We start from the raw sequence: 24207 nt of genomic DNA on the forward strand, positions 1-24207 counted from the left end.
TGCTTTTGTTCTTCACTTTTTACATTCGATATCGCAACTTAAGACCAAAATTACGCCCTGGAAGCGGACGATTAAACTCTGAAATTACTTTTTCGTTTGTTAAATTATTCATTCGGAATGAAAGCAATATTTTTCCGTTTCTGAATCCGTGTTCAATACCAAAATTGAATGTTAAACTACGAGGTACGCGACGTTCTTGATGCTTACTTACCTCAAAATCATACCAATATCCTTCTATAAAAGAGCTGTCTAACATCAATCGGGTGTTTTGATTTTGTCCGCCAAAGAGATTTTCCTTGTGGTATTCTAATCCCATATTATTCAAAAAATAAGGAATGTTGGGCATTCGCTTACCCTTAGTTACATTTGGAATGGACGAATTTGGTTCATAATCGCGCATGTCTCGAAGATCTTGATACGTAAGATTCACATATCCGTACAGAGAAGGGAAAATATCCGCTTTGGCATCAAACTCTACTCCAAAAGAACGCATCTCACCAAAATTCTCATAAAAAGACTGTAGTAGCCCTCCTGTATATCGAATCATATTGGTTAAATAAGAATAAAAACCTGTTAGTTCTATTTCCAATCGTTTGTCTGTTAAGGTGTTTTTGTGAAATAGTAGTCCTATATTAGCATTTGTTCCACGCTCAGGCAATAGGTTACTGGCAGGAGCTGTTAAAAATCCATCGCCCAAGAGTTCATTGTCCGAAGGTAGGCGGACGTCATGGGCTACGGAACTTTTAATCATGAAATTATCTGTAAAATTGTATCGTATGGCATTATTTATTCCCCAATTTCCTTCGGAAATATTAATGTCTTTTACGCCTCCAAGCCCTAACAGACCTGCTTGTTTGGCATCGCTCTTATAATGGTAGTATTTTCCTGTTAAAGAATTAAGCCACTTTTTGTTACGACTACTTAAATCATAAGAAATTCCTGCAACCCAGCTAATCATTTTATTATCAAAATCGGTTCGATAGCCTATAATTTGTTCTTTTACAGGGTCAAAAGGTGAATTTTTGATGTGATTTAATTGTGAGTTGAAGTTTATATTTTGATTTTCACTGATTATGTAATTGAGATTTAATCGATTGTTTAATGCAAGGTTTTTCCGATAAGAGTCTGAAGCGTATAATCCTATTTCTCCACTGGAAGGGTAGGTTGTTCCATTCCAGTCGTATCTCATCATGGAGGTGTCATTCAAATTGAATTCTGCACTACTGATGGTTGTATTCATATCAAAATCCAATCCTGCGATGAGGAAGTTATCTTTTTCAAATCCATTGATGAAGGCGAACATGTTAGTCTTGCTGAAAGCGTGTTTGATGTTAGTTTCAATACCCTGTATTTGTTGGTCAGTTTGGATGGTAACCGCTTCTATTGATATTTCGTCGAACCACCATTTGGTTGCTTTGAAACCTCCTCCAATGAGCATTTTGCGATGTCGATCGTGGTCACGTTTTACTCGAAGTCCACGGTGATGGGGCAAATCCATTTCATAATCATTGTCCGAATATGTGTAATTTGCTGATGCTCCGAACTCTATTCCGGCATCTTTAAGATTACTCTTACCCATCATTTGAATTTTGTGTGTATTAAATGACGCTATTTCGTAGCTTACATCATAGTATAAAGGTGGATATTCCTTTGTAATCATATTTACAGCACCTCCCATTGCGGAGCCTCCGAGTCGAGCGGGAACAATGCCTTTGTAAATCTCAACACGTTCAATGAGGTCAATAGGCACATCGTAGAGCGACACATAATCAGAGAATAATCCTATGGGCGAATCGTCCAAGAAAACACCGATACGTTTGCCCTCCAATCCTCGAACTGAAATGCGAGAAGCACTTCCTACGCCTCCTGTGTTGCGAATGGTAACTCCTACAGTTTTGTTTAATACATCGTTGAGAGAACTTGTTGTACCTTCAAATTGTTTTGAATTAATCACCGAAACGGTCATGGCACTGTTTCGTAAGATACGTTCTTCATTTTTCTGAGCCTTTACTACCACTTCACTGAGAGATTCTACCTCTGGTTTCAGGCTTACGTTTATGGTTTTATCTCCTTCAATGGAAATTTTTATTGTTTGAGTTTCATAACCAAGGTAAGATACTATAAGGGTATGCGTTCCATGCGGAATTTTTTCTATCCGGAAAAATCCTTTACTATCCGAAATCACTCCTTTTTGAAATTCTCTGAAGTAAACCTCAGTAGCAGGAAGTGGTTTTTTGGTAGATTCGTCGAATACAAAACCTGATAAATTGCCGAATTGAGTTTGTGAGTAGGTAATGAAAATAGAAATAAAAAAAATGAAAACAGATAAAAATTGCTTTGACATATGATTATTTAATTTTATTCTAAATAAATTTGTGACTGCAAAATTAGTTTGTATTTTTGCCTGTCAGTTTAATCTAACGGATATTTTTTTTAATCTAACGGAGGAAATTACCATGAGAAAAATGGATTTTAATAAAATCGTTGAAGAAGATGTTGTTTTATCAAGAAGAGATGAAGGTAATTTTAATCTTTCATTGAAAAATGAAGTAGGAAACATACAACTTCATGTAAAAAATATGAAGGAAATATCAATCTATAAATGGCATTCTCATTTTTCTGAATCTACACAAATTTATGGAAATGCTTCCGTTCCATCTGTTCGGTTTTATGCTCTAAATCAGTCCAACAGCGGTGTGCAAATGAAAATGAAAAAAATTGATTTGACCATGAAACAAGGCATGTTCAATGTTTTATTTATCGATATGGAAGAGGAGGGGCATGACCTCTTTAGGGAAAATGATCATACTGTTTTCTCTGGTTTTTTCGTTTCGAGCGACCGTTTTTTGCATCTTGCCAATACTTATCCCGAAGTATTTGAAAGCATTCTAAATCAGTATCAACGAGATAAAAATTTGGAAGTGTTGTGAAAAGTATGATACCTTTAATAAAGTGGATATTTCTGTCAGGCTGAGCGTAGTCGAAGCCTCGTAATTACAGGGCTTCGACTACGCTCAGCCTGACAATCAAAACTACCATCATACTTTTTATAACACAACCAAAAATTTTATTCTTTCAGATAGAAACGGACTTCCGCTTACTTCTCAGATGAATACAATACTTCAGCAGTTAGAACAAAGTCATTTGATGGGAAATGTTTGTGAAACTTATGCTGAAATCAAAATATTGGAGCTTTTTATTCTACAGCAACAACTTTTGGGACAGCACATAAAAACCAAAAAACATTGCAAGACCCAATCCGATATTGATAAAATACACGAAGTGCGTCATCTTTTAATGCATAATTTCCATACTCCATTGAGCCTATCAGAGCTTTCTCGTCGTGTAGGTCTGAATGAAAATAAATTGAAATATGGATTTAAAGAGATATTTGGCACTACCGTTTTCGGATATCTTTTCGATCATAAGATGCAGTTAGCTAAGCAACTTCTTTTGGATACGAACAAGAGTATTTCAGAGATTGCAGAAGCCTGTGGCTATGATTATGTGTCACATTTTTCCACAGCTTTCAAAAGGAAGTACCATGTCTCTCCATTAAAATTTAGGGAGTAAGTGTTTATATTTTCGGTATGAAGTAGCTCAAAATAGTAAAATAAATGTACTTTTGTCACCTAAAAAAGGATATGAAAAGTAAATTAAAAGCCGTAACCGAGTTTCATACGGCCTTCGGATTGGGAGTAAAACAACAACCCACCACTGAGCTAACCCCCGAAACTATCAACTTGCGATTTAAATTAATGGCAGAGGAAAACCAAGAGTATTTGGAAGCTGCCAGAAATAATGATATGGTCGAAGTAGCTGATGCTTTAGGGGATATGCTCTATATTCTTTGTGGAACCATCATCGAACACGGAATGCAATACAAAATAGACGAGATTTTTAGTGAAATCCACCGAAGTAATATGAGTAAACTTGACGCTGACGGAAAACCTATCTACCGAGAAGATGGCAAAGTGATGAAAAGTTCCCGTTATTTTCCGCCAAATATTGCAGAGGTTTTAAAGTCTACAGATTAATAAAACTATATTATAGGTTCGTGAGATTAATGCGTTCAACTTAGTGTATGTGCATTTGTTACTTAACACATACGTACCCGTTGTTCAATGGGTGCGTACCTATCAAACAACAGGTACGCTCCCGTTTTTCAGCGGAAGCGTACCTGTTTAAGTTTCTCACGGATTACGATTTATTTTTTGTACTTTTCGTATTTTACGGTAGCAAGCATTTCTTTAAGGTCAGTACCTGGGCGGAACTGGATTTTGTTTCCTTTGATGTTGGCTGCGGTAAATTTCTTTTCGTCGTCCACACCCTCGCTGGTGATGGTTATTTGGAAACTTCCAAAATCACCAAATTTCACGATTTCTCCATTAGAGAGGTGTTTTATAAGCACTTTCGTAAGTTCGTTAAGCGTTGCCAATACGTCGGTATCCGAAACGGTAGTCGAACCCGTTGCTATTTCTTTAGCGATTGCCTTTAGGGTGATTTCGCCATCGGCTTTGGCACTGGCATAAAACTTCGGAGCCTCTTCGGGCTTTTGTGGGTTCTTGCGTCCCACGACATTGTACTTTACTGGCATAATATAATTGTATTAAGGGTTACTGATTTTGAAATTTTTCTTTTATATACTCTGCTACTTTGTCTATCTCAGGGAATAGTGTACTTTTATCTATTCCCAATTGGAAGAGTTCTTTTAAAATATCTTCTTTTGATTTTGCATCAATTCCTATTTTTGTTTTAATCCATTCTGAAGGAACTTGAGGCATCTCCTTATTATTTTCTTTTACTCCAAAAATTAGAAAAGCTCCGTGTTGCCTTACTATACGAGGATTATCCAATTTAGGTTTGATAGCGAAAACTTTTCCTATATCATTTGGGTCTATAATTGGTTTGAAATATGATTTATCTTCCTTTATATAATGCAATAAATAGCCAAAATAATACTCATTAATTTCTGATATTTCATCATCAATAAACGTTCTGTTTTTAATCCACAAAGTTTCAGTTAACTTATATTTGACTTGCTTTATTAAGTTTTCATCCAGATTCGATTCTTTATCTTTAAAGTTATCTATTTCTTTTTTAAAGTCATCGTATTTAACTTTGTAATCAGTTTTTTTACACTGATCCAAACTTTCTTTAAATGTATATATGTGAACATCTAAATCTTTATCATAACTACCTGTATTAAAATTTTGTTTTAGTGTCTTTAGCTCACGATCACAGTTTTCTAAAAAATCTAATTCTAGTTTTCCATAACAAAATTCATTATCACATTTTGCTAAATTGGCTAATACCGTAACTCTATCGCTATCAAAATAACAAGTATCTTTTTGAGGAACATCAAAAATTATTATTTCTCCATCCCTGTCCTTATTATCAATACAAGCAAAATAAAGAGCCACCAACGCATTAGTCGTTAAATCTAAAATACGAGTGGGTACTCCATAGTGTTGCATTAAAACTAAAGATTCTATCGTCGATTTCCCATTGAAATCATAGGGAACTTTACTAATTGTTTCACGATATATCAAATGTTCATTCTTTATTAAACTATCTTTCCTATAAATTGAAGGCTCCAACTTATAATTTTTATCAGAATGTCCTCTATAAAAAGTATTTTCAGAAACCGATATTGTTTTAATTTGAGAAAGATAAGTCTCTATAGAGGTCACTTTGTTCCCTTTTTTTTCCAATTTTTTATTTTGTCTTTTAGCCATAATCTTTATCTCTTATCAATCATTCAGCTTCAACACTGCCATAAACGCTGATTGTGGTACTTCTACGTTTCCAATTTGTCGCATACGTTTTTTTCCTTTTTTCTGTTTTTCAAGGAGTTTACGCTTACGCGAGATGTCGCCTCCGTAACATTTTGCCGTAACGTCTTTGCGGAGGGCTTTGATAGTTTCACGAGCGATGATTTTCGCCCCAATTGCTGCCTGAATCGGAATATCAAACTGCTGACGCGGAATCAGTTCGCGGAGTTTTTCGCACATTTTCTTTCCGATATTGTACGCATTATCGGCGTGAATCAAAGCTGATAAGGCGTCTACTGAATTGGCATTGATAAGCACATCGACTTTCACCAAATTAGAAGCTCTCATTCCGATTGGCGAATAATCAAACGAAGCGTAACCTTTTGATACTGTTTTTAATCGGTCGTAAAAATCAAACACGATTTCCGCCAGTGGCATATCAAAATTTAGTTCCACACGTTCGGGGGTAAGGTACGTCTGATTGGTAATTTGCCCACGTTTTTCGATACAAAGCGACATCACTTGCCCCACAAAATCCGCTTTGGTAATTACCGATGCTTTGATGTAAGGCTCTTCCACTCGGTCCAATTTCGATGGGTCGGGAAGGTCAGACGGATTATTTACTACGATAGGCGTTTCAGGGTCTTTCTTAGTGTACGCCAGATAACTAACGTTCGGAACGGTAGTAATTACCGTCATATCGAACTCGCGTTCCAATCGCTCTTGAATGATTTCCAAATGCAACATTCCGAGGAAACCACAACGGAAACCAAAACCCAATGCCGCCGAACTTTCAGGAGTGAAAACGAGCGAAGCATCGTTAAGTTGCAGTTTTTCCATCGAAGCTCGAAGTTCTTCATAATCCTCAGTATCAACAGGATAAATTCCAGCAAATACCATCGGTTTTACGTCTTCAAATCCATCAATGATTTCAGAACAGCCATTTACTGCCGAAGTAATCGTATCACCCACCTTTACCTCACGAGCATCTTTTATTCCAGTAATGAGGTAACCCACATCGCCCGTTTTTACAGATTGTTTGGCTACTTGATTGAGTTTTAGAGTCCCTACCTCATCGGCATCGTAGGTTTTTCCGGTAGACATAAATTTGATTTTCTGACCTTTACGGATTTCTCCATTCATCACACGGAAATACGTTTCCACACCACGAAACGGATTGTACACCGAATCGAAAATCAGTGCTTGAAGCGGTGCATCGGGGTCGCCTTTTGGGGCAGGAATGCGTTCGATGATAGCTTCGAGGATTTGCTCCACGCCCAAACCTGTTTTCCCAGAAGCAGGGATAATATCATCAGGGTCACAGCCAAGCAAATCAACAATATCGTCTTTCACTTCCTCAGGATTTGCCGAAGGAAGGTCTATTTTATTTAAGATGGGGATAATTTCTAAATCATTTTCCAGAGCCAAATAAAGATTGGAAATAGTCTGAGCCTGAATACTTTGTGCAGCATCAACAATCAGCAAAGCTCCCTCACACGCAGCGATAGAACGCGACACTTCGTACGAGAAATCCACGTGACCAGGTGTGTCGATAAGATTCAGAATGTAAGTTTCACCTTTGTATTCGTACTCCATTTGGATAGCGTGAGATTTGATGGTAATCCCTCGTTCACGCTCTAAGTCCATATTATCAAGGAGTTGGTCTTGTTTTTCGCGTTCGGTAACGGTTTTGGTAAAGTCCAAAAGTCGGTCAGCAAGGGTACTTTTTCCGTGGTCGATGTGTGCGATAATGCAAAAATTGCGTATGTTTTTCATCAGTGTAAATATTCATTTATATGTGAAGGGCAAATATACAAAAAAACTTGTCAGTTGCTATGGATTCCGTAAATTTAGTTAAGCAGAGAAGAAAATGTATGTGCTGAAAAATCAAATAGATACCAAGAAGGCCATTCCACATATTGGGAATAGCCTCTTTTACTTTTAAAATAAGTTAAATTGTTTGTGAATATTTTATTACATATTCAGTTCTACTGCGTTTCCATGTCCCCGATAGAGAACGAGTTTATCCTCTAATTCTACTTCTAAAACAGTTACGTAAGGATCAAGAGAATTTTCGGAAGGTACGGAAATTCGTAATATTCCTGGGATATTGTTCCAGGCAGCCCCTCCGTTGCGTTCAAAAGAAAGATTTTCTCCACTTCCTAAAACCTTAATAGATTTTATTTTAGTTTGAATTCCTTTTAACTGAATGTAGTTTTTAGGTGCATCGAACAAGCATAAGTATATTTTTTTATGGTCATGACTAAGCATGGTAGGTCCAAAGAAATGCCCGTAGGGTAGTCCTGCTTCGGAGTCGTATACTGCAGTTTTGTGCTTTTGAATCCATTTGCCAAGAGCTTCCAAACGTTCAACTTGTTCGGGAGCGATGCTTCCATCTGGTTTTGGTCCGATGTTCAATAGAAGATTTCCTCCTGTGGAAATTACTTCAACAAATGTACGTACGATTTGTGAAATCGGTTTGTAGTTTGTATCCGATGGGAAATAACCCCAATTGTCGTTCATTGTCATGCAAAATTCCCACGCTCCTTCAGGACGAACGATAGGGACTCCTTGTTCAGGAGTTTTGTAGTCTCCATATTCATTGAGTCGTGAATTGACAATTACTTGTGGATTTGATTTCAATAAACTTTGTTTGATTTCAGCTGATTTCCATTCTTCAGCTTTATGTTCCCAATCGCCATCAAACCAATAAAGATCAGGTTTGTATGCGTTTAGTTCCTCTAATTGATCGAAGTTGAATTTGACAAAACGTTCCCATGGAGATAATTTTTGTTGTCCCTTTTGTGGATAAAATTTATTTGTAGTTTTGATACGCTCAAAAGTAACAGGTTTATAATCAGGATGTGACCAATCGCATAACGAATAGTAAAGTCCTAATTTCATGTTCTTTTTACGAACGGCTTTCACGAAAGGTGTGAGCAAATCCTTTTTGGCAGCAGCGTGTTTTATGGTACTCAATGTGCTGTATTTCGTATCCCATAGAGCTACACCATCATGATGTTTCGTTGTTAATACTACATATTTAGCACCTACTTTTTCAAAAAGGTCTAACCATGCATCAGGATTATAATTTGAAGCAGTAAATTCCTTTCCTTGAGCTAAATAATCAGCGTGTGAAATCCGTTTGTGATACATAGACCACGACTCCGTAATTCCATTCACTCCGTAGTATCCCCAATGAATGAATATCCCTAATTTGGCTTTTTCAAACCATTCTAATCGATTGTCTTTCTGTTTGTTAATTTGTGCGTGGATGTTTATAGTTGCTAACAAACATAAAGTTAAAAATATTTTTTTTACCATAAGTACAAGTATATGTATTTTAAAATAAAATTATGACATTAAATAAGTTTAAAAATAATACTAAAATTATGTATAGATTATTTTTGTTTACAGCGAAAAACGCCTTCCGTGATTTTTTTCATATCCCCGATTCCATTTTTTTTCACATTCATCTGAAAGCGTCCTTCAATGATGTTTTTGGAAGAGTCTAATTTTGTAATTTCAACATTTCCGTCATCTATGGTAAGATACTGTTGTTTGTTTACGATGTAAAGACCAGTTCCTCCATTTTTTTCATCACTAAATTTATGATTTCCTAAAGTAGTTGAACTTATCGAAAAAGAGAACGTTTTATCAGTAGCATCATTTCCTGAACGATAGGATTCGATTTGTATACTACCATCCTTGTTAATTGTGTAGGTGCATCGGTCACCTTTAACAACCACCCACTCTCCATCAACTTTAGCTTTGATGTAGAAATCGTTAGATAAAACGATTCCGTTTTCGTCAATTTCCTCTGCTTGTTGCGGAGTTTCAGGTTTGTCGCACCCAATGAACATAATCATAGGTACTACTAAAAATTTAATAATACTTGTAATTTTTTTCATAAGTCTATGTAATTTTATTGCTTTCAGCGTAATTTAAGGCAAAGAACGATATTTTTTTTCAAATAGAGAATTTTTAAGGACAAAAAAATCGTTTTTTTTTTGACTTTAAATAATTCAAAATGCGGTTAATTAGTTATGATTTGAAATCCTCATCTTTAAAATTCAGTAAATATACTTTTTTAGTGGAACGTGTCAATGCTGTGTACAACCAACGATAGTATTCCTCATCGGTACCATTAGGTAGATATGGTTTTTCGATAAAAATGACATTCCACTGTCCACCTTGGCTTTTGTGGCAGGTAATTGCATATGAGAATTTTACCTGTAAGGCGTTAAAATATGGGTTTTCTTTCACTTTTTGATACTTTTTGTAGGAAGAAGTTTCCTCTTCATAGTCTAATAGTACTTCCTCGTAAAGGCGTTGGCTATCTTGGTGCGAAAGGGAGGCTTGTTCCGATTCCAAAGTGTTTAAGAGTAAGACAGTATCAAATGGAGGTTGGTTCGGATAATCAATCAGTTGTACAGAGACTTCAGCAAATCGAAAACCGTAATATTCACGGAAGGCATAAATCCGAAGTATTTCCAAAGTGTCACCATTGGCAATAAAACTGACTTCCGATGAATCTTTTAACCAAAAGTAGTTGTTTTTGACAACCATCAGTAAATCACCTGCCGTAAGTTCATCCTCGTTGTCTAAAATTACCTTTCGAATTTGTTTATTGTACAGTACCGCACGTTTATTTGATCGCACGATGATGGAGGTATGTTCTGTTCCGTAGTTATTATAAGCGTCTTCTATAGCTTCTTGAATTTCAGAACTTTCTCTTAATCGGATGATGTCCTTAAAACCTTTGGTTTGAAACTCAAAATTGCTATAAAAAGTTTGATTTAGCGACTCTCTTAGCTTAGTAGCGTTGTATAAAATTCCTGACTTTTTTTCTTGTCGGACTACTTCTGTAAGTTCAATATGCGAGACATCCTTTTGGTAGCGAGATTCTAAATTTCGGATATCTAAAGCAGGGCTATACAGAGAATTTACGGGAGGCAACTGAGCTGTATCTCCCATCAGTAATAATCGACAACCTTCCCCCGAATAAACGTATAGCATCAGATCATCTAATAAAGAGTTTCGCTCAAAAAACTGCCCATCATTATCAGCAATCATTGAAGCCTCATCTACAATGAATAAAGTGTTTTTGAACTTATTAGGTTTTAAATTATAAGAAAAACTACCGTTTTGATTTTTGGGGGAATAAATATGTTTGTGAATTGTATATGCTTGTTGTTTTGCGAAATGAGACATGACTTTAGCTGCTCGTCCTGTGGGAGCTAACAGCACAGCTCTGTGTTTAATTTTTGGAAGATTTTGAATCAGACTATTGGTGATGGATGTTTTTCCCGTACCCGCAAAACCTTTTAGTAGAAAAAGTTTATTGTTTGTTTTTGTGTCAAGTAAAAAAATACTAAGTTGTTGTAAAGCAATATTTTGTAGAGGGGTAGGGGAGTGGTTAAAAGCCTCTAAAAGGGCGTTGTAAAAAGTTGTTTTATCCATACATGTCAAAAATAGACCTCAAAAATATAATTTTTTTTGCGAAAAAACTTTTTATAACAAAAAAAAATTGTAGCTTTGCATTAACCAGTCAAGAAATTTGAATAAAATAATATTTTAAAAAATGAAAAAAGTTTTACAAATCGCACTTTGGGCAGTAGGTCTATTTTTCTGCTTCATGATTTACAAATCAGTTACAGGTCCTATTCAGTTTAAAAAAATTAAAACAGAGCGTTACACAGAAGTAATCCGCAAACTCAAAGACATTCGTGATGCACAGGAAGCTCACCGAGTTGTTAAAGGAAAGTATGCAGCTAATTTTGATGAATTGACTTCATTTATCGAAACAGCTAAATTCACTATCACTTCGCAGCGTGACACAAGTTGGGTTGAATACGACAAAGTCTATAAAATTGACATGTTGAAACAAGGTGTTGTTGTTGATACCTTAGGTTATGTAGCTGTGAAAGATTCCTTGTTCAAAAATTCTGATCGCTATAAGAATTTACGTTATGTACCACACGCTAAAAGCAAAGAAGAACAATTCGTAATGAATACAGCTATGTTGGATAGAAATGGTGTTCAAGCCTCTGTTTTTGAGGCGTATGTGCCTAAGAAAGTAGTTCTATGGGATCAAGATGAAAATGATGTTCAAGTTGAAATAGCAAGAAATTCAGTAGAAGAAGTTAAGGGTGATTTAATCAAAGTAGGTTCATTAGACGATATCACAATTAATGGTAACTGGCCAACTTCATACGATGCAAAAACTGCAAGAAAATAATATATTAGAACCTTATTTTAAAGAATTGTCCATTCAAATTAACTTGGATGGACTTTCTTTTTGTGTTTTCAATCCTGTGTTGAACTACGTTGAGTCAATTTACAATTTTTCTGTAAATTTCAATAAAAGTAATCAGGAAATTGAAAAACAAGTCTATACTATTTTACAATCCGAAGAAGATTTAAGGCAGGATTTTAACAATATCAAAGTGTTACATAACACACCAGCTTACACCCTTATTCCACAAGCTCTTTTTTCTGACGAAAAAGAAGCTGTTAATTATTTGAAATATAGCATTGACACCTCTGGGCTAAAAGAAAAATTTATCGAAGTTGATAAAATTATTCCTATTGATATCGTAAATGTCTATGTTCCTGATGTTCTGATTAATAATATCTTAATTGAACACTATGGAATGGTGGACTACAACCACTTTTCATCTTCTCTTTTGCGTATGTTGCTTAAGCATTATGCTTCGCATTCCTATCAAATTATGTATGCCTATACGGAACAAAGTTCCTTTTATTTTGTGGTATTTAAAGATAAAAAACTTTATCACTTCAATCGATTTTATTACGAAACCACAGAAGATTTTTTATTTTACACGCTTTACTGTATCGAACAATTAGGAATTGATTCCGAGCGTATTCCGTTGTATGTAATCGGAGATTTTAACCATAAATCATTGGTTTATCGTCAATTGAGTCGTTACATAAAATATATTTATTTAATGGATTTTAATCGAAAGGAATACTACAAAGGAATGGATGAAGAATTGATACGCAAAAATTTTGTGTTGACGCAATGTTTTTGATTCGAAACTAAATTATTTAATTTCTTCAAAATCAATATATTCTCCTACTTTTTTCTTTCTCGAAGTTGATTCTTTTGACCGAGCATCGTCATTCATAATGGTTTGACGACTGTCGGTTTGCCTTTGATATTGATTTTGAGTTTGTTGAAATTGGTTATATATCTTTTTTTCTACTTTCTTAAAAAAATAACGCAACACAAAAGGCATTAGAATCCTAATAAGAATCCGAAGTCCTAAAATTACAAGTAAAACAATCAGAAGGGTTCTCAAAAAACCCATTAAAGATGCTTCTGCTATCATAGATTTTAAAAGTTTTGCCAAAGATATGAATTGTGTTGGTAATTTGCAAATACCAACAATTTGGATATTCAGAAAATATTTTAAAAAAAGTGACTTTATGTTATCTAAATTAAATCTAAATAGCTATATTTGCACAATTGTTTTTAATTAGAATTAATATGAAGAAAAAACTTGTATCTTTATTTGTGTTTATAACAACTTGTATATCAGCACAGAATAATGTTTTTTTTAGTGCGGATTTTTGGAAATCAAAGCCCTCAGTGGAACAGGTAAAGCAAAAAATTGCTGAAGGTAATGACCCTGTAGCTCTAAATGAAAGAGCTTATGATGCGACTTCATTGGCTATAAATAACGGAGCCTCGTTTGAGACTATCGTTTATTTACTTTCGCTCAAAGGCAATGAAGTTGATAAACTAACTCATGACAAGCGTACTTACATTTTTTGGGCAGCATTCCAAAATCGTTTGGATGTAGCTAAATATTTGCTTGACAAAGGAGCTAAAACGGATGTTCGTGATTCTCATCTGTATTCACCACTTTTGTTTTCAGCTGTCAGAGGAAACAAATCCATTGAATTTTACGAGATGCTTATAAAATATGGAGCCAATGTTAAGGATAGAAACGAAAATGGGGCTACAGCTTTGCTCTTGCTGATTCCACACCTTAAAGATTTGAAAGAGGTTGATTATTTTATCAAAAAAGGTTTGTCATTGAAAGATGTTGATAATAAAGGTGATAATTCCATTTTTTATGCGGCTCGTTATGGTAATCAAGATATTATCAATCAGCTGATTAAGAAGAAAATAGATGTAAAGGCTGTTAATAAAAAGGGACAAAACATAGCTTTTGCAGCTGCTGAAGGAGGACGAGGTAAATCAAACGATATATCTTTTTTCAAGTATGTTGAAAGTTTAGGTATTAATCCAAATCAAAAAGATAAAGAAGGTTTAACACCTCTATTCATACTTTCGTTCAGACATAGAGATGTAGGGGTATTGTCATATTTTATCGAAAAAGGAAATGATGTGAATCAAACAAACGCTTCTGGTCAAAGTCCGTTGATGAACGCTGCCTCTTCGAATGTACTCCCCATTGTTACCCTCTTGGCGGATAAAACGCAAAATATCAATGCCGTTAACAATCATAAACAGTCAGCTTTGACGTTAGCTGTTCACCGAAATTCAGCTGAAGTAGTTGATTTTTTAATTGGTAAGGGAGCTGATGTGAATGTGAAAGATGATAAAGGAAATTCCTTAGTTTACTATTTGGTGGATGGCTATAGTCCACGTAACCAAGAAGATTTTAATAAAAAATGGGATATTTTGCTTGAAAAAGGATTGGACATGGCTCAACTTCAGGCTAATGGTAATACGATCTATCATTTAGCTGTTCAGAAAGGGAATTTAGATTTGTTACAAAAGGCGAGTTCAGCAAGTGTGAGCGTTGATACTAAAAATGAAGAAGGGCTTACTCCATTGCATCAAGCTATTATGACGGCTAAAAATTTGGACATAATTAACTTTTTACTTGAAAAAGGGGCTGATAAAACCGTAACCACAGATTTTGGTGAATCGGCTTATGATTTGGCACAAGAAAATGAGGCCTTAAATGGATTGAATATTAATTTTTTAAAATAATTTACTATGAAAATCAAACAATTAATTGGGATTTTAGCACTTGTATTAGTGACTTTTTCATTCACAAAACAGCAACCAAGTTCTAAATATAAATGTATGATTCAACTTACGAATTACGATGGAGAAGGGGCTTATATTGTGGTTTCTTTGTTGAATCCCGAGGGTAAATATGAAAAGACTTTGCAGGTGTTGGGTGATGATCCAGAGTGGTATAGTGATTTACCGGAGTGGTGGAAGTTCTATGGAAAACGAGAGACCATCGATGCTATCACGGGAGAAACTATTAGTGGAGGACAACGAGCTGTGAAAGTGATTGAAATAGAGGATGATAAAATTGATAAAGGCTACAAAATCCGTTTTGAAACTGCGGTGGAAGACCAAAAATATTACGCTACTGATGTAGAGTTTGAACTTACTTCGCAGAGTTTGAAAAGCAAGGTTGAAGGCAAGGGATACATCCGTTACGTACGAATGATGCCCAATTAAATTCCATAGTTAATTTCTTGAAAAAAGGTTACTTGACATTCTGTTAAGTAACCTTTCTTCATTTAATATTTCTTCTCTGTTTTTATAAACTATTCCAAATTTTTCGAGCTTTTTCCAAGTCGCTTTCTGTATCGATGCCAATGGTAGGGATATCTGTTTTGGCTACACGAATTTTAAATCCATTTTCTAAATAACGGAGCTGTTCTAATTTTTCTGTAGTTTCTAACATTGATTCTTCCAATTGAGAAAATTGTATCAATGCAGGTTTGCGATATGCGTAAATTCCAATATGTTTAAAATAGTTACCTAACGATTTTTCATCGCGAGGAAAAGGAATACAAGCTCTCGAAAAATAGAGAGCATCTCCCGAGTTGTTTGTAACTACCTTCACGTTGTTTGGATTTTTTATATCTTCAAAATCATATAACTCTTCCATTAAAGTAGCTACATCAACTTGATTGTCAGTGTCTTTTTTAAAAATCTCAATGAGCATCTCTAAGTTTTTTTTAGCTGTAAATGGTTCGTCTCCTTGAATGTTTACCACTACATCTACATTCATAGACTCACAAGCCTCAGCTAATCGGTCACTTCCGCTCTGATATTCTCTTTTACTACGAATGACTTTGCCGCCAACTTCAATAATAGCCTGTTCAATGCGGGCATCATCGGTTACCACGTACACATCTTCAAAGAGTTGTGTGGCACGTACAGCTTCAAAAGTTTGAACAATTACAGGTTTTCCTCCCAAGTCTTTCATGAGTTTACCTGGAAAACGTGTTGCTCCGTAACGAGCTGGTATCATGGCTATTATTTTCATATTAGGTATATTTTCTTAATTTAAGACTTTCTTACTGAATTTTAAAAGGTGAAATTCTTTTCTAAATTTACCTTTTACAAAATATAGAACATCACTCCTAATTGAAGGATATTTGCTTTCAAGGAAGTCCCTTCAATGGTGTTGACATTTTTGAATAGAGGAGTCAAGCTGTATTGAACGTAAAAGTTTACGGCGTTGTAGCCTAATGCAGCGTAGAGTTTTGTGTGAAATTTTCCTTTTAATTCGAGATTAGAGAAGGAAGTACTCAACTCGTTATGCTCGTAAAAACTTTTGGATTTTAGGACATAACCAAATTTCATTCCTGTGTAAATTCGCCAGAACTTATGATCTTCCGCTGTTGAGGTTCGCCATCGGAACTCCAGAGGAATCTCTAATGTGTGTAATGAAAAGTTATTTTTGTTCAAATTCAAGGACTTGAGTCCGTCGGGAATTTGATAGGTTCGCACACCATTTTCGCTGAAAACGACAATGTTACTATATACCAGATCATAGGCATACCCCATCCCTACGGCGATTCCTACGTTGCGACGTTCGTTTAGCGGAATGTCACGCATGATACCCGTATGAATGCCATGGGAAAGACCGTGTTGGACTACTCTTGATGCTTTTGAGCTTAGAATATTGTATGTTAGTCCCAAATAAAATTGGTCTTCCAAATATTTCACTCCATAGTCTCTATTTTTTTTATCCACTTTGGAAGGACTTTGAATCATTCCGTCATCCTCATCTTCCTGTGCGTAACTACACAAGGGCAACAAACAAAACAGAACAAAGGTGTAAATCTTACTTTTTATCATTCTATAAACATTAATCATTAGGCTTCACACAAATTTTTTCTTTTCTCAAAAAAGGAGTCTGGGTAAAAATTTAGCTAAGGATTAATTTAATTACCATTAACTTAACCTTATTCCTAATAGGAAAATTGTGCAAAATTTTCATACGATAGCAAGAAAAAGCGTTCCACCCTCAAGGGAATTTACATCAGGTGGAACATTATTGTGGATCTACTTTTTAAACACATTCTTCTTGTTTTTCAATAGCATCTTTCAACTGATGAAGTGCTTGAGCAATAATGCTTTGAGGACAAGCTAAATTAATACGCATGAATCCTTCACCTTCTTTGCCGTACATAGCTCCGTCGTTTAATGCCAATTTAGCTCCATCAACACACAGATGAACTAAACTCTCTTGACAGATTTCCAACCCTCGGAAGTCTAAAAACACCAGGTAGGAAGCCTCTGGAACGATACATTTCACTTTTGGAATGTTCTTTTCCACATAGTCCACTACAAAGTCAATGTTTTTCTGAATATATTTCAATAGCTTGTTTAACCATTCCTCTCCTTCTGTGTAAGCAGCGATTACCGTTTGATAAGCAAATACGTTTCCGTCGCCGAGCATGTTTCCTTCTACATAGCTTTGGAATTTCTCTCGCAATTCAGGATTTTGAATTACGGCATAGGAGGTTGTAAATCCTGCCATATTGAAAGCCTTGCTGGGTGATGCGAACGTAATACTCATTTGACGAGCTTGATCACTTACGCTACCTAATGGGATATGTTTATGCGGAGGTAAAGTTAAATCAGCATGAATTTCATCGGATACCAGTACCACATTGTTTCTATGGCAAATGTCTGCTACACGTTCCAGCTCATCACGTCGCCAAACTCGACCTCCTGGATTGTGAGGATGACAGAATAGAAATACCTTACATCCTTTGATGTCTTTTTCCAATCTATCAAAATTGATCTGGTATTGACCGTCAATCAGTTCCAAAGGACTGTTTACCAAAACTCTGTTGTTGTTCTCCACTACCAATGAAAATGGATAGTACACAGGCTGTTGAATCAAGACTTTGTCACCTTTTTCCGTAAAAGCCTGTACAACCATTGCTAGGGCAGGTACAACCCCCGGGGTGAAAGAAATCATCTCTTGACTGATATTCCAACCAAAACGTTTTTGTTGCCAATTGATAATAGCGTCATACCATTGTTGTGGTTTAGCCGTATATCCAAAAATTTCGCATTCCATCCGTTTTTTCAAAGCGTTCACTATAAAAGGAGGTGTTTTAAAATCCATATCAGCAATCCACATTGCTAATAAATCCGTTCTTCCCCAACGTGGTTGAAGTGCTTCTAATTTGAGAGCATCGCTCTTACTGCGGTCGTTGATTTCGTCAAAATTATATTCCATGGTTATATCAAATCATATTATGAGAGCCAAAGATACTACTTTTATAAAATACCACAATAGTTTTATTTGAAATATTTTCGGGTTCTATCTTTTTGATTTACTTTTGTCGCTTAGAATATATTTTTCTGGTAAAATAACTTTTATGACTGAAAAACAAATCTTAGCAAAGATAGAAAAGTGGGATAAAGACAACAAAGTATCCGCCATTATTGAATTTATTGAAAACCTTCCTGTACAACAAAAAACATCGCAAGTTTTAAGTGAATTAGGCCGTGCGTACAATAATTTTTATTGGCTGATGCCCTCTGAAGAGAATCGTGCTTACTTGCAAAAGGCTGTGAGTGTCTTTAACTACGTCAAAGATGATATACCTTCCCAAATATGGCACTATCGCATTGGCTATGCCTATTTCTTTTTAGATAATATAGAGAAAGCGAAAGAACATCTTTCACATGCCTCTGAGGGTAATGGAAAAGATTTACTGGAATTTCTCAAAATTGCTGAGCAAAAAGGATTGAAACCCACTGAAGTTGCTCCACAAGGAGCTTTGAAATTTGAATTTCTGTTCGAAAAGTTCATAGCACTTATTCAAGAAAAAGCACCTGCTTTAGTTTCTGTACTCGGCAAAGGAGCTTCAGATACAACATTGGATGCTTTTGAGCAAAGAATGGGCATTAATTTGCCTGAGGACGTACGTTATTTTTATAAAACTTTTGATGGACAAACGGATAACAATGTTTTTTTCCTTAATAATGCACAACGTTTTATTTCCATTCAAGAAGTAGAAGAACTACAAAAGCGATGGCTAACATTTGTGGTAAACAATTTTGGAGAAAATTGGCAAGATTTAACATTTTCGTCCGATGATTTTTTTGATGACGACATTATCAAAAATCAATTGTTTAGCCAACGTTGGATTCCGTTTTTGATGCAACATAATGAGCAAGGAAACGAAGAATATTTGTGTTTTGATTTTGATAGCATCAATGAAGAAGACTTTGGGCAGCTGATCAGTGTTTCCCTTTCGGATAAGCTCCAAAGTTATTACGTAGATTATGTTAGTCCCAACATTTGGTCGTGGCTCTATACCACTACTAAAAATATTGAAGAAGGATTTGTTGTCTATGATGAGAAACTCAATTCCCTAATGTTTACTACCACAGATGACTTTTCTGCTGTTTATTACACTGAAGATGAGTTAGATACTTTAAAGAATTATATTTCTGAAAACATAGGTCAAATTGATGATGTATTCCCTGAACTTATTTCATCTGACATTCCCTGTGATATTTACATCATCAAGCCTACGCCTGAACGGAATTACTACACCCTAATAACAGGAGGAATGGGAGCCTTTGATATGCTCGTTCCCCAAGATCATGAAGGGAGTACTAATGCCGAATTAATGATTAACCTTCCTCCCGATTGGAATGTTTACGGAAATGATGAAAAAGATTTTTGGCCGATCAGATGGCTCAAAACCTTAGCACAGCTACCTATTGAACAACAAACTTTTTTAGATTGGGGGCATACTATTCCAACAGGAGAACCTTTGCCTGATACTCCGTTCACTTGTTTGATGCTCATAGGAAGCGAAACTAAAGACCGTAGTAATGCCTTAGTAACACTTCCTACTGGACGCCAAGTTCAATTCTTCACTTTAGTACCGCTCTATGAGGAAGAGATGCTTTATAAATTGCAAAATATGGCAGAAGCTCTCATTGAACGATTCGAAGCGAAAGCAATTCCTTATCCTCCAGTGGTAGATGTAAATCGATTGAACGTATGCGAAAATTTTGTCCCATCTGAAAATCATGCTGCCTTGGATGGCGTAGCATGGGCATTCAATAAAATCAATTACGTGGGGCTGATGCAATTTTGGGATGATGTTCGGGCTTATAACGAGTACATCGAACAAGATTTAGATTATTTTAACCCCTTTACAACCCTGTTCAAAACATCTAAAGTGAAAGTTATTTACGAGGCATGGGTTAGAAGCGAGAAAGATTTATTACCATTTGAGGAATTCGTTGAGCCGATTGACAATATTTTTAATCAGTACAACGAGCAAAACGGTTTTTATCAAGCGGAAATCATTGCAGAACTTCAATCAGGAGATAATAATTCTTTTGGTGCATTGGAACTGCTTTGGAATATCCACAACTGTTTGCAAAACAAAGAACTTGGCGACAATATCTTCTTTGAAGGTTTTGAAATTGAAGGTTACGAGGATGATATTACTCCTGTGATATATTTATGCTTAGGAGACTAATGAAAGAGCGTTGGATGTTTTCCGAAACAGGAAACATCAACGCTCTAAAAAAGTCTGTCAGTGAAAAAACAATGTTTTTTTGGATTATGACTCCAAAAATTCAATGTTAAATCCTTTACTTTTTACGATTTCAATAATCTTTTCAGCAGAAACATCGCTGTTCACACGTAGAATTTTATCAGGATTATCAGTATCAACGCTCCATTGGTCTTTCCCTAAAGCGTTATCTAACTCATTCTGTACTTTTGATACACATCCTCCGCAATTAAGATTTGTTTTGAATTGTAATTCTTTGTTTTCCATTTCAAATATTTTAATACGCAAATTTAGAAATGATTTTCGATTAATAAATCATAAGACTTAATTTTTTTAGAAAAATGAGGTTATTCTTTGTCTTTGTGAAATATTATTGTATTTTTGTGAGTTCAATAATCTAAAATATAAAGTATACGAAATATGTTACAACTTACGTTTGTTAGGGAGAACAAAGACGTTGTTTTAAACGGACTTAAAAAGCGAAATTTCAAAGACTTACATTTAGTTGATGACATCATCAATTTAGATGAGAAAAGACGTGCAACCCAAGCCGAATTAGATAAGGTATTAGCAGAATCAAATAATATTTCAAAAGAAATCGGAATTTTATTCAAATCAGGAGACACCCAAAAAGCGAATGAACTAAAAGCCAAAACAGGTGAACTTAAAGATAAATCTAAAACTTTATCGGACGCTTTGAATGAAATTTCTGAAAATCTTAATGTATTGTTGTACCGCATTCCGAATATACCAAATGAGCTGGTGCCCTTTGGAGTGTCAGATACTGATAATGAAGTAGTTTTTCAAGCGGGAGAAGTACCTAACTTAGGAGATAAAGCTTTGCCACATTGGGAATTAGCAAAAAAGTACGATATTATAGACTTTGAATTGGGTGTGAAAATTACTGGAGCTGGTTTTCCAGTCTATAAGGGTAAGGGAGCAAAACTGCAACGTGCGTTGATTACCTATTTCTTAGATAAGAATACTGAAGCAGGTTACCAAGAGTTTCAAGTACCCCATGTGGTGAACGAAGCATCGGGATACGGTACAGGGCAGTTGCCTGATAAAGAAGGACAGATGTATCACGTTGGTTTAGATGATTTGTATCTTATCCCTACGGCAGAAGTGCCTGTCACAAATTTTTTCAGAGATGTGTTAGTATCTGAAAATGAGTTGCCTATATGTTGTACAGCTTATACGCCTTGTTTCCGCCGCGAGGCAGGAAGTTATGGAGCTCATGTTCGTGGATTGAATCGCTTACATCAGTTCGATAAAGTGGAAATTGTGCGTGTAGAACACCCTGATAATTCCTATAAAGCCTTGGATATGATGGTGGAACACGTTAAATCAATTTTAAATGAATTGAAGTTGCCATATCGTATTTTACGTCTTTGTGGTGGTGATTTGGGCTTCACATCAGCATTGACGTATGATTTTGAGGTGTATTCCACAGCACAACAAAAATGGTTGGAAATCAGTTCTGTATCTAATTTTGAAACGTTCCAATCCAACCGATTAAAATTGCGGTATAAAGATACTGAAGGCAAAAATAAATTGGCTCATACCCTCAATGGAAGTTCTTTGGCCTTGCCACGAGTATTGGCTGGAATTTTAGAAAATTACCAAACTGAAGATGGTATAGTTATCCCAGAAGTGTTAAGAAAATACACAGGGTTTGATAAAATATAGTTAAGAAGATAGGTTTAGTTTTCATAGTTAGTAGGTACCTCAATTAGCTGAAATAAATATGCTAATTGAGGTATTGAATTTATGACAAACTACTATTTGCCTGTGGTAGATATGCTGAGCACAGAAAATTATTTTAAATTTGGCAATGTGGTAAAAAATGGTGCTTTTTTAATTGATAAAAAATGCTTATATTTCGCACATTGATTGGAAGAGGAAACAAGCTCTGCTGAGGAATAAGCGAGAAAAAGCGAATAGCTTTTACGAAGGTTACGAACATAGTTCATTGTCAGCAATACAATCAATGTTCAAAACGATAGTTTTAGGGGTGAGTTTTTCTCACCCTTTTTTATTAAAACTATCGGATGAACCCTATGGCTAAAAAAACCTTATCCCCCTTGATTTTTAAAATATAAATACCATTTTATAAAGTTCTTTTTAGCCTCAAAACGAAGTCCTCTATGCAAGGTTAATTTCTCTTTCAAATGCGTAAAATAGGCTTCTAAACGATTGGTAGTATAAGGGATTTCACTATCTTTCAGATATGCAAACATATTGGGTAAGGCATTGATAATATGATAAGTAGCTAAGTGTAGATTTTTATGTTTAAACCACTGAAATCCAGTTTCTTCATTCATTGATTTTTCTTCTATAAAATATTGATTTTCAACATACCACTGGTAAAATCTATTTACCCAGTCGTTAGCCTGTTCATTGGTTTTTAGATGCGTAATTTCTTTGGATAAACACAAAAGCTGTTGGCTAATAAAATGTTTTGGGCTACCACTTAAATAGTTCTTAATCTGTCGTTTAATATGCACTAAACATCTTTGGATAATCACCTCTGGAAATACCTTTTTTACCGCTCCTAAAATAGATTTATGCCCATCGCAGGTTACACTGTAAACTGCCACATTCAGCTTCTTTAAGTTTTCCAAATCTTCCTTTATATCACGAAGTTTTTCCTTGTTGGTTTGGCGGTAAAGTTGCACATATCGAATGTCATAATCGTAGTAGAGTATCAGGCATAATCCATTGGAAAAGTAGGTGCCATCAATCAAGAGATGAACCTTTGTCTTGCTTTTGATGCTGAGGGTAGGAACTTGTGAAAGGTAATGTTTAAAGAGGTTTTGAAGGGTAGATTGGCTCATTGTGCTATCCCTCGAAAGGGTTTTATAGACTTGCCTTTCCATTATCCATTTTCTGAACCAAATGAATTGATTTTTTCTTTTTACACCAATGTTTTTAATCGTAAAATTTGCCTGACAATCTCCACATTGAAAGCGTTGTTTTCCATTTCTTTTTCCTTTTTTGATGATGTGATTAGAACCACAAACTGGACATTTTTTATTCGTTTTGGACATAAAATAAGAGTTATAATGAAACCACTTTCATTATAACTCTTATAAGTCTATAAAAGACAATGCTTTACAAGGTTTTTAAGCACCATTTTTTGTTATATTGTCTTAAATTTTGTGTGTTTGCCTCAACTTTTAAAGATTTAATCCTTTGTTACTAAACAGTATAATGACTTTTTTTATTTTTTGGATCTTTTTGAAGGGGTAATTTTGAACTTCATCCAAACTCCTTTATGGTCGCTGGGATATATCCCCAAAGGTTTTATAATTGTATCCTGAAAATCATCTTTAATAGGCTTTGACCGACAAACAGAACTATCCGTTCCAAAAAGTTTGGCTTCTAATACTTTAATTCCTTTTCCTTTGTAATAAATCAAATCAATACGTTTACGTTTATCTGTTTTAGGAGTCCAAGTAAGTTTTTTGATGTCTGTATCTGCATTATAGCAAGGGTGTGTAAAACCAGAGTGAGTTAAAGGATTACGATACAACCTTTTATTTGTTCAATCCTGTATCATTTTTTTTCAGGACGAGACACCATACGAGCTTTTTTACTTTGTTTTTACGGATTT

At 35.3% G+C, this 24207-nt stretch carries 23 protein-coding genes; 9 read left to right on the forward strand and 14 right to left on the reverse strand.

The features are described from left to right. Nucleotides 1-19: 19 nt before the first annotated feature. Nucleotides 20-2344 carry a TonB-dependent receptor gene (locus CGC49_RS09210; RefSeq protein ID WP_095912453.1) on the reverse strand — a complete coding sequence of 775 codons (2325 nt, stop codon included), beginning with the start codon at nt 2342-2344 and terminating at the stop codon, nt 20-22. Nucleotides 2345-2465: 121 nt separating this feature from the next. On the opposite strand from CGC49_RS09210, the gene CGC49_RS09215 reads away from it, so the two are divergent. From CGC49_RS09215 to CGC49_RS09225, 3 genes are all read left to right on the forward strand, one after another. Next, complete coding sequence (locus tag CGC49_RS09215; RefSeq protein ID WP_157909031.1) at nt 2466-2930, forward strand: hypothetical protein; 465 nt, start codon at nt 2466-2468, stop codon at nt 2928-2930. 178 nt (nt 2931-3108) lie between these two features. Next, nucleotides 3109-3573, forward strand: a complete 465-nt coding sequence (locus CGC49_RS09220; RefSeq protein ID WP_095912455.1) for a helix-turn-helix transcriptional regulator — start codon at nt 3109-3111, stop codon at nt 3571-3573. A gap of 71 nt (nt 3574-3644) precedes the next feature. Further along, entirely contained in the window at nt 3645-4037 is a 393-nt protein-coding gene (locus CGC49_RS09225) for a nucleoside triphosphate pyrophosphohydrolase family protein (RefSeq protein WP_042344164.1), read from the forward strand. 170 nt (nt 4038-4207) lie between these two features. On the opposite strand, the gene CGC49_RS09230 is transcribed toward CGC49_RS09225, so the two are convergent. The 6 genes from CGC49_RS09230 to CGC49_RS09255 all read right to left on the reverse strand — a co-directional run bounded on the left by CGC49_RS09230 (nt 4208) and on the right by CGC49_RS09255 (nt 11237). Then, the gene (locus tag CGC49_RS09230; protein ID WP_041986250.1) at nt 4208-4597 is read right to left on the reverse strand and encodes an HU family DNA-binding protein; all 390 of its coding nucleotides are present in this window, start codon (nt 4595-4597) and stop codon (nt 4208-4210) included. A 19-nt stretch (nt 4598-4616) separates the two neighbouring features. Beyond that, on the reverse strand, nt 4617-5738 hold the full coding sequence (locus CGC49_RS09235) for an FRG domain-containing protein (protein ID WP_095912456.1): 1122 nt from the start codon (nt 5736-5738) through the stop codon (nt 4617-4619). A gap of 15 nt (nt 5739-5753) precedes the next feature. Next, on the reverse strand, nt 5754-7550 hold the full coding sequence (gene lepA / locus CGC49_RS09240) for a translation elongation factor 4 (protein ID WP_041993989.1): 1797 nt from the start codon (nt 7548-7550) through the stop codon (nt 5754-5756). A gap of 198 nt (nt 7551-7748) precedes the next feature. Then, nucleotides 7749-9098 carry an alpha-L-fucosidase gene (locus CGC49_RS09245; RefSeq protein WP_095912457.1) on the reverse strand — a complete coding sequence of 450 codons (1350 nt, stop codon included), beginning with the start codon at nt 9096-9098 and terminating at the stop codon, nt 7749-7751. Nucleotides 9099-9175: 77 nt separating this feature from the next. After that, on the reverse strand, nt 9176-9685 hold the full coding sequence (locus tag CGC49_RS09250; RefSeq protein WP_095912458.1) for a DUF6252 family protein: 510 nt from the start codon (nt 9683-9685) through the stop codon (nt 9176-9178). A 133-nt stretch (nt 9686-9818) separates the two neighbouring features. Next, nucleotides 9819-11237, reverse strand: coding sequence for an ATP-dependent RecD-like DNA helicase (locus CGC49_RS09255; RefSeq protein ID WP_095912459.1), 1419 nt, complete (start codon nt 11235-11237; stop codon nt 9819-9821). Nucleotides 11238-11358: 121 nt separating this feature from the next. Between CGC49_RS09255 and CGC49_RS09260 the strand changes: the two genes are divergently transcribed. Together CGC49_RS09260 and CGC49_RS09265 are read left to right on the forward strand one after the other, a co-directional pair. Further along, nucleotides 11359-12015 carry a hypothetical protein gene (locus CGC49_RS09260; RefSeq protein WP_042009927.1) on the forward strand — a complete coding sequence of 219 codons (657 nt, stop codon included), beginning with the start codon at nt 11359-11361 and terminating at the stop codon, nt 12013-12015. Next, entirely contained in the window at nt 11993-12829 is an 837-nt protein-coding gene (locus CGC49_RS09265) for a DUF3822 family protein (RefSeq protein ID WP_082023482.1), read from the forward strand. Before CGC49_RS09260 ends, CGC49_RS09265 begins: the two co-directional genes overlap by 23 nt. Before the next feature lie 12 nt (nt 12830-12841). On the opposite strand, the gene CGC49_RS09270 is transcribed toward CGC49_RS09265, so the two are convergent. Further along, complete coding sequence (locus tag CGC49_RS09270) at nt 12842-13129, reverse strand: DUF4834 family protein (RefSeq protein WP_042009962.1); 288 nt, start codon at nt 13127-13129, stop codon at nt 12842-12844. Between the two features lie 158 nt (nt 13130-13287). Between CGC49_RS09270 and CGC49_RS09275 the strand changes: the two genes are divergently transcribed. Together CGC49_RS09275 and CGC49_RS09280 are read left to right on the forward strand one after the other, a co-directional pair. Continuing rightward, nucleotides 13288-14766, forward strand: coding sequence for an ankyrin repeat domain-containing protein (locus tag CGC49_RS09275; protein ID WP_095912460.1), 1479 nt, complete (start codon nt 13288-13290; stop codon nt 14764-14766). A gap of 6 nt (nt 14767-14772) precedes the next feature. Beyond that, nucleotides 14773-15252: a DUF2271 domain-containing protein gene (locus tag CGC49_RS09280; protein WP_042009932.1), complete on the forward strand. Its 480-nt coding sequence runs from the start codon at nt 14773-14775 to the stop codon at nt 15250-15252. A gap of 82 nt (nt 15253-15334) precedes the next feature. On the opposite strand, the gene kdsB is transcribed toward CGC49_RS09280, so the two are convergent. The 3 genes from kdsB to CGC49_RS09295 all read right to left on the reverse strand — a co-directional run bounded on the left by kdsB (nt 15335) and on the right by CGC49_RS09295 (nt 18283). Next, nucleotides 15335-16069 carry a 3-deoxy-manno-octulosonate cytidylyltransferase gene (kdsB, locus tag CGC49_RS09285; RefSeq protein WP_095912461.1) on the reverse strand — a complete coding sequence of 245 codons (735 nt, stop codon included), beginning with the start codon at nt 16067-16069 and terminating at the stop codon, nt 15335-15337. A gap of 74 nt (nt 16070-16143) precedes the next feature. Continuing rightward, a complete protein-coding gene (locus CGC49_RS09290; protein ID WP_095912462.1) occupies nt 16144-16887 on the reverse strand; it encodes a porin family protein in 744 nt (247 codons plus the stop codon). A 214-nt stretch (nt 16888-17101) separates the two neighbouring features. After that, nucleotides 17102-18283, reverse strand: a complete 1182-nt coding sequence (locus CGC49_RS09295; RefSeq protein ID WP_095912463.1) for a MalY/PatB family protein — start codon at nt 18281-18283, stop codon at nt 17102-17104. 142 nt (nt 18284-18425) lie between these two features. Here CGC49_RS09295 and CGC49_RS09300 point away from each other — a divergent pair, with 142 nt between their 5' ends. Next, complete coding sequence (locus tag CGC49_RS09300; RefSeq protein ID WP_095912464.1) at nt 18426-20555, forward strand: suppressor of fused domain protein; 2130 nt, start codon at nt 18426-18428, stop codon at nt 20553-20555. An 84-nt stretch (nt 20556-20639) separates the two neighbouring features. Here the strand turns inward: CGC49_RS09300 and CGC49_RS09305 are convergent, their stop codons facing one another. After that, a complete protein-coding gene (locus CGC49_RS09305) occupies nt 20640-20858 on the reverse strand; it encodes a heavy-metal-associated domain-containing protein (protein WP_042009945.1) in 219 nt (72 codons plus the stop codon). 153 nt (nt 20859-21011) lie between these two features. Here CGC49_RS09305 and serS point away from each other — a divergent pair, with 153 nt between their 5' ends. Further along, a complete protein-coding gene (gene serS / locus CGC49_RS09310; RefSeq protein ID WP_095912465.1) occupies nt 21012-22280 on the forward strand; it encodes a serine--tRNA ligase in 1269 nt (422 codons plus the stop codon). Nucleotides 22281-22666: 386 nt separating this feature from the next. On the opposite strand, the gene CGC49_RS09315 is transcribed toward serS, so the two are convergent. Both CGC49_RS09315 and CGC49_RS09320 read right to left on the reverse strand, forming a co-directional pair. Continuing rightward, the gene (locus tag CGC49_RS09315) at nt 22667-23641 is read right to left on the reverse strand and encodes a transposase (protein ID WP_095912466.1); all 975 of its coding nucleotides are present in this window, start codon (nt 23639-23641) and stop codon (nt 22667-22669) included. A 173-nt stretch (nt 23642-23814) separates the two neighbouring features. Beyond that, the gene (locus tag CGC49_RS09320) at nt 23815-24126 is read right to left on the reverse strand and encodes a hypothetical protein (protein WP_095912467.1); all 312 of its coding nucleotides are present in this window, start codon (nt 24124-24126) and stop codon (nt 23815-23817) included. Nucleotides 24127-24207: the final 81 nt, after the last annotated feature.

The sequence above is a fragment of the Capnocytophaga sp. H4358 genome (genome assembly GCF_002302515.1).
Lineage (GTDB): Bacteria > Bacteroidota > Bacteroidia > Flavobacteriales > Flavobacteriaceae > Capnocytophaga > Capnocytophaga canis.